Here is a 15446-nt window from a genome sequence, read left to right as displayed (position 1 = left end):
CATAATCAAAGTTGTGCAATTATTGAAAAATTAGCACAAATAAGTGGCTAAGTAAATTGCAAAAAAATATCAGTACAAGTAAAATATCCTTAAAGGTTGTTCAAACTAAGTTTTAAAATCAGTTGATTTGCCGATTTGCAAGCGGTTAATCTAAATTACTAGGTGGGGTTGTGTATGAGTAAAGTCACGTTGAAGGATATTGCGAAGGAAACTGGCTTTTCTGTTTCAAAAGTATCACGTGCGATTAGTGGCACTGGTGCCATCAAAGAAGAGGATCAGAAGATAATCCTACAGACGGCGCAGCGTTTAGGCTATAAAACGAGTGTTGTGTCTAGCAAATCGGATTCGGAAAATCTACTGGATAGAATTGCAGTTTTGATTCCTAAATTCAATGCATACCTCACTTCGGACTTTATTCAGCGATTGAATGATCGGCTACTGAAGAATGGGTACGTTGTCGATTACTACACTGTTGAAGGTTCAACTAGGCCAGAGGCCGAATTGTTGCAATTTATCATTAACAAAGGCTATAAAGCGATTATTTACAAACCGCGACGGGTTCGCAAGGATGTGCAGGCAGTGATTAATACAACTAGCACACCAATCTTTTCATACGGTCAGGTTTACGGAAATTGTATCAATATCAATTACGATAATTCTCGGATGATGTATGAAATGACAAATATTGCAATTGGTGCGGGTGCTAAAAAAATTTTGTACGTTGGCACTTTTAAGGATGATATCGAGGTTGGTTCCAAACGTTTTGACGGGTTTATGCGAGCAGTTGAGGAGGCCAAGCTCACTTACCATTATCTTGAATGTGAATGCAATATCAACAAAGCTTATGAGATGGCTAGGGACATTGAATTTAAGCAGTATGATGCAGTGGTGACTGCTATGGATAAACTGTCACTAGGTATTTTTCGCTATTTGATGGAAAGTAAAATAATTCCAGGCAAAGATATTTTGCTTTCTGGCGTCGAAAACTATGATGTTACTAACATCATCACACCTTCAATGACCACTGTAGAATTGAGTAAGGCCAGTGTTGTGGATATTATTATTGAAAGGTTGACGAATAACGATTTTCGTCCTCAGAATTTGAGCGTGCCGTATAAGATTATTCGGCGTGAATCGATGTGATACTAAATAAAGACAACAATCCTCGTAACTTTTTTTGAAGTTGCGAGGATTTTTGGACTTTTGCGTGGGAGTGGGAAAGGAAGATTTATGTATGCATCTTTGATGGGGCAATTTACGGTCATATTTGGTGCTACCTTAATATCCTTGAGTCTCTACCATGTAGGTGTCCAAGGGTGAAAAACACGAAAGGTGGATCAAATTGTGGCTTGCACAATTATGGTGTGTATTTCCTTTAGGCAGGATCAGTACGATAAATTGAAAAAATTGCTGATATTACGGCCCAGGTTCACGTGCGGACTAGCAATGGTAGCATCGTTGTACGGCAAGTCGTTGTAGGGTGAATTGTAATATCAGTGGCAGTCATCATCATGATGGCTGCCGTCTTTGTCGGTATTACGGCCTGTCGGTCAGAAGTTACCCCACGGTGCCGCAGTGCTGTATAATATACGCATGGTGTATAAACGGAATTAACTATTGAGGGCAGGTATAATCCATGGAGTTGCGGTTACTCGAATATTTTTGGACGGTGGCGGATGCCGGTACGGTTTCCGAAGCGGCGCGACGCCTGCACGTCACCCAGCCAACGGTGAGTCGTCAGATTCAAGCGCTGGAAGACGAGTTGGATACGCAACTCTTTGACCGGGAGCACAACCGGCTCACGTTAACCGAGGCGGGGGTCTTTTTGCGGAGTCGGGCCCAGGAAATTTTATCCCTCACCCAGCAAACTGAACAGGCGTTTACGGACCGCCAGCGCGCCGTCATGACCGGTAATCTACGCATTGGTTGCGTGGAGGCCGATAATTCCGCTACCATGGCGATGATGCTGGAGGAGATGACGGCGGAGTACCCGGAAGTAACCTTTAGCATTACCACTGGCGATGGGGCTATTATCACGGATCAGCTGGACAAAGGCTTGGTGGACGTGGCCGTCCTGCTGGAGCCCGTAGATACCACTAAGTACGAATCGCTAAGACTGCCGCGGGTTGAGCGTTGGGGCTTGCTCATGGCCCGGGAAGCCTTTTTGGCAACGCGTGACGTCATCACGCCCCAGGATATGGGCGGCTTACCCCTGATTATGTCGGAACGGCCAGCTGTGCGGACCATGCTGGACCACTGGTTGGCGGGGGCGGAACCGCCGCACATTATCGGGCATTTTAACCTCAATTTCAACGTCGTGCCACTAGTTGAACGACAGGTCGGCATGGCGTTGAGCATTGAGGGCGTCAACCGCGACGTAGATCACGACCGGCTCAAATTTTTGCCGTTGTCCCCGACGTTATCGACCCATTGCGTGCTAGTGTGGCGGCGTAACCGGGTATTGACGCCGTTGGTGGCGGATTATATCCGGCGGTTCCGGGAAGCTTTTAGTTAAATCAGTACGGTTATAGACGGCGTCAAGCCGCCTTTTTTGTACCTATACACACCGCGTATAGATACATGTTAACTAGGCATTTCACGAATAAGTTGCAAGAGTGTAGAGTTACCCTTGTAATCAAAACGTGCATAGGAGGCACAAACTTATGGCTAACAATGAAGCAGCCGTTAAGAACGGCATTTTCCCGATGGGCGACAAGGACGACTCGTACGCACAGTATTTCGTCGGGCAAAGTTACTTGGCGTCACTGGTCGCTGATCCGGACGTGAACGTGGGCGTCGGCAACGTCACCTTTGAGCCTGGTTGCCGCAATAACTGGCACATTCACCACAATGGCTACCAACTGTTACTCGTTACGGGTGGCGAAGGCTGGTACCAAGAAGCCGGCAAGCCGGCGCGGAAATTACACCCGGGCGACGTGGTGATCACGCACGATGGGGTCAAGCACTGGCACGGTGCCACTAAGGATAGCTGGTTCAGTCACATTGCCATCACGGCGGGCACGCCGGAGTGGTTGGAACCAGTCAGCGATGCGGAATACGCAGCATTGGAGGACTAACGTCATGGCTAAAAAACAAACTGCTGGACGCGACCAGTTGGGCGACTTTGCACCCCAGTTCGCGGCTTTGAATGATGACGTACTGTTTGGCGAAGTGTGGGCCAAAGAGGACGAGTTGTCTGCGCGGGACCGGAGCCTCATCACGTGTGCAGCGTTGATGGCCCAGGGATTGTTCCCACAGCTGGAGGCCCACATGCGGATCGCCAAGCAAAACGGGGTTACCCGCAAAGAAATGGTCGCGCTGATCACCCACCTGTCCTTCTACGCCGGCTGGCCAAAGGCGTGGTCCACATTCGGATTGGCCAAGGACATCTTTGGTGAGGACCAGTAACGGTTCCCTCCTGAGTCGCACACGGGAGGTGGCTACCGCATGACAACATTGGCGTATTTTTCCCGTGCGGGGATGGACGTTGTTGCTGGGCAACCGCAGCGACTAGCGGTCGGGCATACGGCACGGTTGGCTGACGACATTGCGACGACCCTGGGGCTGCCAGCACAGGCTATCGTGCCACAGCAGCCCTATCCGGACGATTACCAGGCCACGATCGACCGCACGCGGCGGGAGTACGAGCAACGGTCATGGCCAGATGTCTTGACCCCGGCACCATTGCAAGGTGACGTGTTGCTACTTGGATTTCCGATTTGGTGGGGGGGACTTACCCCGCCCCGTGGCGTCGTGGCTACGGCAGGTGTACCAACCGCACATGACGATCCTGCCGTTTTGCACGCACGCTGGTAGTCGTTTTGGCACCAGCCTCACGACCATTCGGCGTTTGTGCCCCATGGCGGTGGTCGCAATGGGCCTCCCGGTGCGCGGGGACCGCGTCGACCAGGCCGGCTGTGCGGTGACGCACTGGCTCAGAGAGGCTGATCTGACTAGCGGCCGGTAATACACAGACTAAATAAGTTAAAGTTGTCACTACGCTACAAGGGAGCATAGTAGCAACTTTTTTGTGGACACCAATAGTTGCACACGCACCACGTGCAGGATCATGCTACTGCTGGTGCCAGGCTGGGCATAAGATTGGCCCACAGTCTCGTCAAATGTAGTTAGGGCAACCAAACGTACTCCCCAGCCTGTTAAAATAAAGGCAAGGGGGTGAACGGTGTGAATCCCAACTGGCAACACTCCGCCGTGGCTGTCCGGCGGGTCCACCTATTCTTTAGTGTCCTGGTCTTGGTGACCATGGTGCGGCAGTTTTTCCTGGGTAACTTTGAGGGTATCCTGATGTGTCTGTTGACACTAGGGCTATTTGCTGTGCCCACGTTAATTCGCCGGCACACGCAGATCGATCTGCCCATCTTGCTGGAAGTGTTGGTGTTACTGTTCATCTTTGCAGCCGAGATTTTGGGTGAGATTCATAATTTTTACGGGACCTTCCCTTATTGGGACGTCATGTTGCACGTGATTAACGGCTTTCTGGCGGCGGCCATTGGCTTGTCGTTGGTGGAGATCCTCAACCAAAAGGACCTGTTTCATTCTGAGCTATCACCGCTGCTGCTGGTGTTGCTGGCCTTCACGTTTTCAATGACCATCGGGGTGCTCTGGGAGTTTTTTGAATTCACCATGGACCGCTGGTTCAACCTCGATATGCAAAAAGATGTGGTGGTGCACACCCTGCGGTCGGTGCTACTCAACCCCACGGGCGCTAACCGTCCGGTCACGTTGCACCATATTACGGGGATGACCGTCACGGCGGGGGGCAAAGTTGTGCGGCTGCCGGTACATGGCTACCTTGATTTAGGGTTGGTCGACACCATGAAGGATTTGATGGTGAACTTTATCGGGGCGGTCGTGTTCTCGATCTTTGGCTGGCTGTACCTGCACAACCGTTACAAGTGGCGGTTTGCCGGGCAATTTATCCCACGGCGGCGGTAACGTGAACGATAATTATGCCCCCAGCGTGCTAGTGCAGCACTGGGGGCATTTAGTATTACTGTACGCGGTGGTGGGGCAAGGTTAACAACCGGTGGTAGAGGTACCAGTTGATCAGGCCGAGTGCCACCAGCATGGTGAAGGCCCAGCGGCTCCCGGCGGCTACGTTAGCGGCGTGGCTCACGTGTGAGTGGTGCACCATACCCATCATGAGGGCTAACACCGTCGTCCCGATGGCGCCAAAAACCTGCTGGCCGGTGTTGTAGAGAGCGTTAGCGTCGTTCTGAACGGCTTTGTCCATTTGTTTCAGCCCGTACGCCACGGTATTACTAAAGGCCATCGAGCGGCCGATGGCAAAAATCATGTAGGTGATGGTGACTCCCAGCACGCCCATGTGGCTGCCGCCAATTGCCAGTGCGGCGAGTGCCAGCGTGAAGAGGGCGTCACCCGTATAGAGGGGTGCCTTGCCACCGAGGTGGTCTAGCATCCACCCGTAGACGGGTTGCCCAAGACCGTTGAAGAGGCTACCGGGTAGTAGCACCAGCCCACCAATTAGGGATGTAGCACCAAACACCTCCTGGACGTAGTTGGGCACGAGAAAGTTGATGCCAACGTTGGCAAACTGCAGGAAGATGTAGGGCAAGAAACTATACAAAAACGCCGGGTCGCGGAAAACCTGGAGTTCAAAGAGGGCGCGCGTGGGGTGACGGGATAGGCGGACGAACAGGAGCAACCCGACGATGGTAATCAGCAGTAGTATGGCAAAACTCAGCCATCCCCCGTTTCCGAGTTGGTTCAGACCGACAATCAGACTGATCACTGCGATGGCCAGGACGGTGAAGCGGGTCCAGTCAAAAGCGTAGTGCTGAGTGGGCGCGTATTGCTTGATGCGGCCCTGCCCCAAAAGCAACAGGACGACGGCCAACGGCAGGGTGGTCCAGAAAATCATCCGCCAACTGGCAAAGGCCACGACGGCACCACCGAACGTGGGACCCAACGCCGGGGCAATCAGGATAATGACGTTAGCCAGACCAATGTAGGTGCCCAGTTTGGGCCGCGGTACGACGTCGAGGATGATGTTGACCATTAACGGCGTACACAGGCCCACACACCCTGCTTGAATTAAGCGACCGATAAGCAAGACGGGGTAGATGGTGGCTGTGGCACATAGTAGGTCACCGGTGATGAAAAGCAACGCGGAGGTAACAAAGAGTTGGCGGTTAGTAAACCGGCGCTTCATATACGCGGAGGTGAGCATGACCAGCGCGGCCATGAGCAAGTACCCGGCGGTGACCCACTGGACGGTACTGAGGCTGACTTGAAACTGGCGTTCCAACGTGGGGAAGGTGACGTTCATGGACGTTTCCGTGAGCACCCCCATGAACGACATCAGGGCAACGATGGTCACCACCAACATGGGGTTGGTGGTAGATTTTTGGTTGTTAGTGGCGGTTGACAAGTGTTTCAATCCTTTCATGGTGCATGGCATATTATTTCCATTATAATGCAAGTCACGCCGGGATGAACCGGACCCAGCAGCCAGGGCGTTACTGGGCGCGTGGTGTAGTTGATGATCATCACGGGCAGTCAGCGCCAGGTGGGACGGATAGTAATGACGGCAAATTGTTATTTTAAAATGGTAATGAGCCGCACTTGCAGACTGGACCCTGGCAATGCTCGCTGGCCCCGTAATATGCACATTGAGCCGCATTGACTGGCTAACGGGGTGTAACCACACCATGTGCGTACATATATTTCTGAAATTATTGTGTTTTTTTCTTGGCTTATCCCAAAGAAAAAATATTTATCAGTTATTTTTGATTTGTTATATAATAGTTACAATTGTAGCGTGGCACTTACATATTGGGATAATTTTGTAGTGGTTAGGTTTGATGTTTAAGTTACCGTTGCGCTGGATTGGAGAGCAGACCGCGCAATTATTGGGGGCAATACATGACGGATTTTGATCAGGTTGAGCACACTTTTTTTGTTCAGCCAATTGTAGATATCGATACCGGTAGTACTTTGCGGTACGAGTTGTTGCTACGGGAGCGGTGCGCAGCCGGGTGGCGGTTGCCGTCCTCGTTTGGTCTGTCGTTTAGTGACGTGCGCCGGCTAATGTGGCAAGCACTGGCGTCACTGGAGTTGAAACGGCTTACGCTTAACGTGACCGTGGCGCAATTTGTCGATGCCCGGTTTATTGATCAACTGGTTACGCTCAGGGAGAATACGCCCTTGTTGGATTGTCTGCATGTCGAGTTGGCTGCTTTACCAGACATCGCGGCGATGCAGCGTACGGCACGGGTCCTGAATAGTGTGGGCATCCGGGTCACGGTTGATGATGTTGGGGCCGCTAACCTGACGGAGGACGTCGAGGACTTCTTTCCGTACCTACATGACATTAAGTACGCAATGCAAAACGTACGGGTGCCGGGCAACCACGCGGACGTGGAAGCTCAAGTCGGTTACTGGAAGCGGTTGGCCGATGAATATGGGTTGGGGTTCACGTTGACCGGGATTGAGAGCCATGCGGACGTTGATGTGGCCAATCAGTTGGGAATTACTACCGGTCAGGGTTTCTACTACGGGCGGCCAGTACTACCGGGACGGATGTTTTAAAACAGTATCAGTGGGCGTGGTGTCGCGACAGAATGGTTGTCGTTATGGTCACGTTTTTTTGTTGCTCGCTGCAAGCAGCATTACCGGAATGTTACCGATTGATTATCGGCGATTATTGTTTTCATTTGGTGGTATCATGAGTCTGATTTATAACATATTACATCGATGCAAGTTACATTGATGCAAGCAGCAATAAGCACGGGTGTACTGGGTATGGGGATACCGGCTTTTCAAAGTACGCAAGTGCTTGGGGAGTGGGCTTATGAATATGGATATGGCGACGGGGTTACCGGCCAGTGGGGCACCCCTAAATTTTTGGCTATGGCTAGCACAGCTTTTTATTACCACGGTCTTTGCGACTGGTTTTATCACCTATTACCAACAGGGGTGGCACAACGCCCACGAAAAGTATGGGCAGCGGCCCGTCGTGAGTTGGATGATTCGGCTCACCATGTTGGTGGGCGCCATTGTCTTGGGGATTGCGTTACATATGATCGGCTGGCGCGTTTTTGCTAACACCACGGGATTGATGTTTCATAATTTGGGCCTATTTACGCTAACGTTTACGTTACTAGTAGAAGGCGAAGCGCTCTGGGAATACCTCGTGCAACTGGTCGCGGTGCTGTTCGTTTGGAATATGCACCACATGGGTTATTACAGCGACCCCAAGTACACCATCTCGCTGGTGATCTTGGCTATCCTAGCGGTGATCATTTGGTTGCACAAAAATGATATTCGTTACTACGTGGTGCGCAACGTCGGTTTGTTCACCGTCATCGGGTTAGATTTTTGGACGTTGCTACCACGACATTCGGCGGGCTTAACGATGACGCCTTTAATTGCCTTTCAGGGTTTTTCTATGTACCTAGGCATGATTATCGCCACCGCGTTTTACCTACGGGCAGACCACCTAGCCGAAGTGCGCAACGAAGAAAATGACCAGACAGCGCACTTTGATAGCCTCACGAACGCCAAGAGTTACGCCACGTTCGAAGAAGAGGTGACGGCCGCGTTTAACCGTGCCCGTCAGCAGGGCCAGCCACTGACGATGGCCGCACTCGACATCGATTACTTCAAGCAGATCAATGATCACTACGGTCACCTGGGCGGGGATGACGTCCTCGTGGGCATCGCCCAGCAACTTAGTGCTGTCCTGGCCCGTCATGGGAACAGGGCTGCGTTGTACCGTACCGGAGGCGAGGAATTTAACGTGGTGTTGCCAGCAATGGACGTTAAAGCCGCGCAACCCATCGTCGAGGACTGCTGGCGTTCGGTGCGCCAGGGCCACTTTCATGCTGGGGACAACATTGTGCGGTTGACCATTTCCATGGGTGTAGTGGACATGGTGGACGCCGACCGCAACATTGAGGACCTCTACCGTCGGGCCGATGAGGGTTTATACCAGAGTAAGCACCACGGGCGTAATACCATTACGGTGAACGGTCGCACGGTGGCCGGTGATCCGGAACGGCGGCCGATTGCGATTCGAACCATCTTGACCCAGCGCGTATATGATACCCAAAGTCAGCCGATTGTCGCGACACACGACGAGGTGATTTTGGCGACCTACGCGCAGCCGTACGATCGGTGGGACTTTCCGGATGACGTGGACCTGCCGCTGTCGGTGCAGCTGGATTACGTGCAGCGGCTATTGGCGGCGGAGTGTTGTGGCCGCGTCATTATGAACCTGACCCAGAAGCAGTTTTTGGACGTGCAAACGCCAGCGTACCTGGCACGCTTTCAGGCTCACCACCCCGCCCTCAAAAGGTTGGTGTTGGAACTAGGTAATTTACCCTCTGCTGCACAAATTGCGGCGCGGACGCGGGCATTTCACGAGTACGGCTTGCGGATTCAGTTGGAGGACCTGGCCCCCTTTGGCGAGGATAAGCTGATCCGGGCGGTCCTGCCGGTGGTGGACGGGTTAAAGTTCAACGTCGAGCGGGTGCGGGCCGCGGTGGAAGCCGGCCAGGTTAAGCTGCAAGTGGATGACTTTAGGCAGACCATGGCCCGGTATAACGTGGTGGTGGTTGTGAACGGAATTAAAACAGTCATGATGCTGATTACGCCCGGCAGGTATTGGGTGCGCGGTATGTTGAAGGGTATTACTACGACCGGCCGCAATTGCCCCGGTTTGCCTGATCGGTCGGGATGATGCTCACGCTGGTTTATAGCGCTAGATTATGCCATGATAGTAGGTGAAGAGGTAGACAACTGAGCAAGGACAATAGGAGGGTATCTTATTATGGTAGAACTTTGGCTAACCCGTCACGGTGAGACTGAGTACAACGTGAGTGGTGTGGTGCAGGGTGTGGTTAATTCCAACCTGACTAAGCGTGGTGTGGCTGATGCTCAAGCGTTAGGGCGTGGCTTTGCAGCTGCTGGGGTGAACTTTGATGCCGCGTATTCTAGTGACTTGCAACGGGCGGCGGACACCGCCCAGCTAGCTTTAGCGGCGGCACACATTGACCTGCCGGTGACCCAGATGGCAGGGCTCCGGGAGCAAAATTTTGGTCTGTTTGATGGTCAGCCGGAGTCACAGCGACAGGGCGCACTCGCGGACATGTTGCGGGAGGCCGGGGTGCCGAACGTGGAGCGGCTCAACATGAAGCAGCTCGTCGATTTGGTGCGCATTCTGGACGTCCATCGTGGTGGCGGCGACGCCGAGAACAGCCACATGAGCCTGAAGCGGTTCAACCAAGCAATGACGACAATCAGCGAAACGGCGGTGGCTCAACACCAGGATAACGTGTTCGTGGTCGCCCACGGCGCGATTATCTGGTTGTGGCTCAACTCGTTGGGGATGCCGGATACGGCCGATTTCATCAGGAACGTGGCGGTATCCAAAATTGTTTACGGCCAAGGTCGCTTCACCCTGCTCGGCTATAACGACCGGCGTTACGTGGAAAATGGGGGTGGCACGCGCGACGTGCCCGCCCAGGAGTTCAAACTCGAATAGATAATAGGGAAGGGGGTGCCACTAGTTAGCTGGTGGCACCCCCTGTTTTTATCTAGGGCTGGTTGATGAACATGACATTTGTGCGTCTTGCGGTTAAGTCAGGGTAATGCGTGTTACAATCAGTCCGTAAGTATTGACGGAATAATTAACCGTTATCATTTAAGCAGATGGTGAGGTAACTAGCGTGTGGGGACGCGGTGCACCATTGGCGCTGGTTGCGGTTGGTTCAAGGGGAGTTGAGGCGAGCATGAATACCGGTATGTTCCGTATGGCGGGCGCGTTTATTGTGGTGCTGCTGACCAACGTCACGGTGTTGTTGGGTATTATTGCCTCAGTGTACTGGGTGGATCTGCAGACGCATCCGTCCTGGGTGGCGCGTTGGCGACCGCAGATTAAAGTTGCATTAGGGGCCGTCTTTTTAGCGTACCTTTACACCGAGTCGTGGATCAACAACAACATGGGTCCACAGGTTTACGGCTATCATTGGGCCTACATGAACATGTTAGCGGTGACCATCTTTTTGGTGGTCACGGGCAGTCGCCGCTGGTGGCAGTTGGTGGGTGTTGACGCCATCGTTTGTTTGTACGCGTGGGCGCGGACGGTCCATAATGGGCCGGCTGTGTGGATTAGTTTGCTCCTGGTATTGGCCTGTACGACGGTGGATTATTTATGGCGTGACTGGACCAGACAATCACGGTTCGTTCAGTACGGTTTGCTACTATTAACTGGGGCCGCCGCCGTTATGCTAAATCATGCCATGTTGGTGAACGAATCGTTTACGGTGGTGCCGGGCTTTTGGCTGCGACAGTGGCTCGGACTGCTTATCCTAGGGGTCGTGGCCCTCGAGTACTCAACAACGCTCATCAACGCCCTTGAGAATACCCGTGAACTTGCGCGGAATGCACGCGTGGACGGGTTGACCCAACTGAACAACTTTAACACGTTCAACGAGGCCCTAGTGCAACACTTTACCGAGTATGAGGAACACAAGCAGGGCTACTCGGTCTTTGAACTGGACGTGGACTGGTTTAAGCGCATTAATGACACCTACGGACACTTGGCGGGCAACCGCGTACTTGCAACCGTCGCGCGCGGTTTAAGTAACTGTACCGCGGGGGCACCGTGGCCCGCCAAGGCGTACCGTTTGGGCGGTGAAGAGTTTGGTGTAATCATGGACGTGGCGTTGAATCCACACCAAGCCGCCGCCGCCGCGGAACACTTTAAGCACCGGGTGGAAGCCATGCGGTTTAATAGTGTTGACCCCCAACTTAAGATTACGGTATCCATTGGGCAGGCGAATGTGCACGACAGTCACTATAGCTTTAACGACGCCTACAAGCAGGCGGACCGCAACCTCTACCGGGCCAAGCAAAGTGGACGTGACCGCATCGTGATTGAGGACCCAGAATTGGTCAAATAGCATAGAACAAGGCGGGGACAGTCGTAACGTGGCTGTCCCCGCCTTGTTGGCTCAAGTTAAAGAATCTGAATGTTTGCCGCCGCACACTGGTCGAGCATCTCCTGCGGCCAGACGCTCGCCTGGACTTCACCGACGTGGGCCTTACCCAGCAGTAACATGCACACGCGGGATTGGCCAATGCCGCCACCAATCGTGTACGGTAATTCGCCGGCCAGGAGTTGCTGGTGGAATGGGAACCGTAGCCGGTCTTCCGCGTGGGCAGCTTTGAGTTGCCGCCGAAGCGCGTCTTCGTCAACGCGAATACCCATGCTGGAGATCTCCAGAGCGTGCTGCAACGGTTCGTACCAGAACAGGATGTCACCGTTGAGTTGCCAGTCATCGTAGTCGGGGGCACGGCCGTCGTGGCGCTTGCCGCTCTTGAGTGGGCCGCCGATCTGCATCAGGAAGACACACCCCAATTCCTTGGTGATGGCATCCTCGCGTTCCTTCGGCGTCTTGTCGGGCCACCGGTCTTCCAGTTCCTGTGTGGTGACGAAGTGGATGGCGTCGGGTAAGTGGTACACTGCCTGCGGATACTTGTACCAAACTTCGTGTTCCATGTGCTTCAGGACCTTGAAAATTTGGCGTACGGTAGCCTTCAGGGTATCCAGGTTCCGTTCGTCTTTGGCGATGACTTTTTCCCAGTCCCACTGGTCAACGTAGATGGAGTGGATGTTGTCCAGATCTTCGTCCTTGCGAATGGCGTTCATGTTGGTGTACAACCCCTCGTGCATACCAAAGCCGTAGCGTTTCAGCGCGGCGCGTTTCCACTTGGCGAGGGAGTGCACCACCTCAATATCCTGGTCGGGCATGTCCTTCATGCTAAAGTGAACGGGTGTTTCCACGCCGTTAAGGTTGTCGTTAAGGCCCGTGGATTGTTCAACAAACATGGGCGCGGACATCCGGGATAGGTTCATCGCGGCACCGAACTCGTCCTGGAAAGTTTCACGAATATAACGAATGGCCGCCTCAGTCTCCTTCACGGACAGCTTCGGGTTGTAATCAGTAGGAATAATCAAATGCATGGGCGCAGCTCCTTTGCTAAATCCAATTGTGACATTCAACGCGGGACCAAAGAAAAAAACCTCTTTCGTCCCAAATCATGGGACGGAAAAGGTTTCCGCGGTACCACCCAAGTTGTTTATTTCAAATAAACCACCTCATAGAGTACTAACATACTCCGCCGGCCATAACGTCCCGGTGACGACTAAGCCTACTCAGGCAGTGCCCTTTGGGTTAGCAACTAAGAAAGTGTTGTTCGGATTCTGTCCATCCCGATTGAGTTTCCACTAGCCTCAATTCACTGGCGGGGGCGCTAAAATCTTACTGGTCTTTCCTCTGTTTTTAATTTATTTAATTGCCAGTATCGTAGCACGTCCCCGGCGCAGGTGCAACACCTGGGGCAATTTTTTTGTGGTAAGTGGTTTTGATTGGGGTAGGGTGATGGCATTGTTACTGCTGGATACCCGCACAGTCTCACCATGACTGCGCCGTTCGACCACCAGTCTGAAATTGGCGTTAGCGCGTGTGCAATTCAATTCCTGCCTGTGGGGAGAAGCAAGTTTCGGTAGGGGCAACCATGGCTGGCCGGTGGGGCACAGTTAGTCATATGCCAAAATTTATCATCACCGTGCAATGTTTGTGGTGCACCCCCGTGTGAAAAGCGTTAACATGTACGCCTCGCGGCCAGCTAGCGGGTTTATTGTGTGTTGGCCACTAGCCATACTATATAGTGGGTCAGATGTCTCCATAACATCAATATCTAGTGTATTCAAGACTTTAATTCAAAAAAGTTTCGCTGCATAATAATCAGCAGTTGTTCTAACAACGAGATTTTTATATAGCGAAGGGGATTTTTTGCAATGGATTCATCAGAGAACTATTTCCAGTGGTTGTTCAAGCAGTTAAAGGGTTGGCCACAACAGAATTACTACCTGTTCTGGTTCGCATTGGGCTGCCAGATCATGACCTTGGTTAACGGAAAAATTACGGGGTTGACCGTCATTACGTTCTGCGGGACCATGCTCGGGGTGTTGTGTGTGCTGGCCATCAACGCCACTAAGGCCGTCAATGGCTGGTTGGGCCTTGTCAGTGCTGCCTGCTTCATCATCGTCGGTTTTTCTGCACGCAATTACCTGTCCATCTTTGAACAGATTGCGTACGTGGTCACGCTGGACCTGCCCGTCCTCATCAGTGTACGGAGCTGGAACGACGACACCAAGAATCACCTGCGCAAGTTTGGGGCCAAGGAATGGGTCATCTCCCTGGCCTTTACCCTGATCGTATGGGGTTTGAGTGCTTACCTGATCGGTCACCTGACCAACGATCCACGTCCCGTTTATGATGGTTTAGCCTTCTCCATCTCCTTGACTGGTGGGATCGTCTGTTTCCTGCGTTACAGCAACCAGTACTTCTGGTGGTTGTTCAGTGGGATTGCGCAGCTGGTGCTTTGGGCAATCACCTTTGCTCAGGGCGACGCCAGCCTGGCCATGGCCATCAACGCCAGCATCTACGTTATCAACGACATCCTGGCCTTCACGGTCAGCCCGTGGTTTAACGCCGGCCGTAAGCGCCTGGGTCTTGACACCCTGAAGTAGTACTCATTGATCTGTAATTGGTACTACCAATTTACGGCAAAACTGGTAAAGTGAATAAGGTACATTTGAAGCGGGCGGCGTGCTCGCTTTTGGTAGTTAACAAGAAAAAGGCGAGGACTAGAACATGATTTATATTCTTGGTAGTATCGGCGCAGGTAAGACGTCGCTGACAAAATTGCTGTCCGCAGACTTAGGGACACCAGCTTATTATGAAGACGTAGAAGGCAACGGCATGATTGCCAAGATGTTGCAAAAGTTTTACGCAGCTGGTGAAGATAGTCGTAAAACGACCGGGACGATTTTGCAGATTGCGTTCCTGACGTTCCGCTATCAGCAGTTGAAGAAGGCCGTCATGCAGGAAAACGCCGTGCTGGATTCCTCCCTAGAGTCAGACTTCGTGATGGCTTCCCAGTTACACCAGAACGGTGAAATTGATGACGTAGACTTCAACATCTACGTGACCTTGTCACAAGAAATGCAAGCCAACGTCAACGGGAGCCCGTGGAACGGGTTACCAGACCTCGCCGTTTACCTGCAAATTGACCCTGACCATGAAATTGACGAGATTCAACACCGTGGCCGGGAAATGGAAGACATCCGGGAGAAGCCGGAACTGGTTTCTTACTACAACCGGGTCAACAAGGCGTACCGCGAATGGTCTAAGGGCTACACGCGTTCCACGCTCTTAACTGTCGACCGCGACAAGTACGACTTTGTGAACGACCTTGCTGACCGGAACACGGTCTTGAACCAGATCGAACAGCAGCTGGTTGATTTGGGCAAGCTGTCTCCACAGCGCTTTGCTGAAATCAAGGAGCACCGGACCGTGCCCGTCGAATAATAACGTTAATTGTAGGGGTGC

General features: G+C 52.5%; 14 protein-coding genes and 1 other annotated feature. Of the genes, 12 read left to right on the top strand and 2 right to left on the bottom strand.

The genetic code is table 11. The annotated features are described in order from the left end of the window. The first annotated feature begins 174 nt into the window (after positions 1 to 174). The 6 genes from FD19_RS04100 to FD19_RS04075 all read left to right on the top strand — a co-directional run bounded on the left by FD19_RS04100 (position 175) and on the right by FD19_RS04075 (position 4956). Complete coding sequence (locus tag FD19_RS04100) at positions 175 to 1143, top strand: LacI family DNA-binding transcriptional regulator (protein WP_056969186.1); 969 nt, start codon at positions 175 to 177, stop codon at positions 1141 to 1143. 493 nt (positions 1144 to 1636) lie between these two features. Continuing rightward, the gene (locus FD19_RS04095) at positions 1637 to 2515 is read left to right on the top strand and encodes a LysR family transcriptional regulator (RefSeq protein ID WP_054750044.1); all 879 of its coding nucleotides are present in this window, start codon (positions 1637 to 1639) and stop codon (positions 2513 to 2515) included. Positions 2516 to 2663: 148 nt separating this feature from the next. Beyond that, on the top strand, positions 2664 to 3077 hold the full coding sequence (locus FD19_RS04090; protein WP_054750046.1) for a cupin domain-containing protein: 414 nt from the start codon (positions 2664 to 2666) through the stop codon (positions 3075 to 3077). A 4-nt stretch (positions 3078 to 3081) separates the two neighbouring features. After that, the gene (locus FD19_RS04085) at positions 3082 to 3408 is read left to right on the top strand and encodes a carboxymuconolactone decarboxylase family protein (protein WP_056969185.1); all 327 of its coding nucleotides are present in this window, start codon (positions 3082 to 3084) and stop codon (positions 3406 to 3408) included. 39 nt (positions 3409 to 3447) lie between these two features. After that, positions 3448 to 3816: an NADPH-dependent FMN reductase family protein gene (locus FD19_RS04080; protein WP_054750050.1), complete on the top strand. Its 369-nt coding sequence runs from the start codon at positions 3448 to 3450 to the stop codon at positions 3814 to 3816. A 369-nt stretch (positions 3817 to 4185) separates the two neighbouring features. Then, on the top strand, positions 4186 to 4956 hold the full coding sequence (locus tag FD19_RS04075) for a DUF2238 domain-containing protein (RefSeq protein ID WP_056969184.1): 771 nt from the start codon (positions 4186 to 4188) through the stop codon (positions 4954 to 4956). 55 nt (positions 4957 to 5011) lie between these two features. Here FD19_RS04075 and FD19_RS04070 read toward each other — a convergent pair whose 3' ends face one another. Then, a complete protein-coding gene (locus FD19_RS04070; RefSeq protein WP_054750053.1) occupies positions 5012 to 6370 on the bottom strand; it encodes an MFS transporter in 1359 nt (452 codons plus the stop codon). 536 nt (positions 6371 to 6906) lie between these two features. On the opposite strand from FD19_RS04070, the gene FD19_RS04065 reads away from it, so the two are divergent. From FD19_RS04065 to FD19_RS04050, 4 genes are all read left to right on the top strand, one after another. Next, positions 6907 to 7572 (top strand): EAL domain-containing protein, encoded by a 666-nt coding sequence (locus FD19_RS04065; protein WP_056969182.1) that lies wholly within the window; start codon positions 6907 to 6909, stop codon positions 7570 to 7572. Positions 7573 to 7834: 262 nt separating this feature from the next. After that, complete coding sequence (locus FD19_RS04060; protein ID WP_056969181.1) at positions 7835 to 9724, top strand: GGDEF domain-containing protein; 1890 nt, start codon at positions 7835 to 7837, stop codon at positions 9722 to 9724. Positions 9725 to 9814: 90 nt separating this feature from the next. Next, complete coding sequence (locus FD19_RS04055) at positions 9815 to 10528, top strand: histidine phosphatase family protein (protein WP_054750063.1); 714 nt, start codon at positions 9815 to 9817, stop codon at positions 10526 to 10528. Positions 10529 to 10775: 247 nt separating this feature from the next. Beyond that, a complete protein-coding gene (locus FD19_RS04050; RefSeq protein ID WP_056969180.1) occupies positions 10776 to 11948 on the top strand; it encodes a GGDEF domain-containing protein in 1173 nt (390 codons plus the stop codon). 56 nt (positions 11949 to 12004) lie between these two features. Here FD19_RS04050 and asnA read toward each other — a convergent pair whose 3' ends face one another. Next, entirely contained in the window at positions 12005 to 13012 is a 1008-nt protein-coding gene (asnA, locus tag FD19_RS04045; RefSeq protein ID WP_054750069.1) for an aspartate--ammonia ligase, read from the bottom strand. A gap of 75 nt (positions 13013 to 13087) precedes the next feature. Further along, positions 13088 to 13335 (bottom strand) — a binding site (T-box leader). Between the two features lie 514 nt (positions 13336 to 13849). On the opposite strand from asnA, the gene pnuC reads away from it, so the two are divergent. After that, a complete protein-coding gene (gene pnuC, locus FD19_RS04040; protein WP_054750072.1) occupies positions 13850 to 14584 on the top strand; it encodes a nicotinamide riboside transporter PnuC in 735 nt (244 codons plus the stop codon). 124 nt (positions 14585 to 14708) lie between these two features. Then, the gene (locus FD19_RS04035; RefSeq protein WP_054750073.1) at positions 14709 to 15425 is read left to right on the top strand and encodes a deoxynucleoside kinase; all 717 of its coding nucleotides are present in this window, start codon (positions 14709 to 14711) and stop codon (positions 15423 to 15425) included. Positions 15426 to 15446: the final 21 nt, after the last annotated feature.

Source organism: Lacticaseibacillus thailandensis DSM 22698 = JCM 13996 (assembly GCF_001436135.1).
Taxonomy (GTDB): Bacteria; Bacillota; Bacilli; order Lactobacillales; family Lactobacillaceae; genus Lacticaseibacillus; species Lacticaseibacillus thailandensis.
The sequence above is the reverse complement of the archived record's forward strand: the minus strand, read 5'-3'. Positions and strand labels throughout refer to the sequence as shown.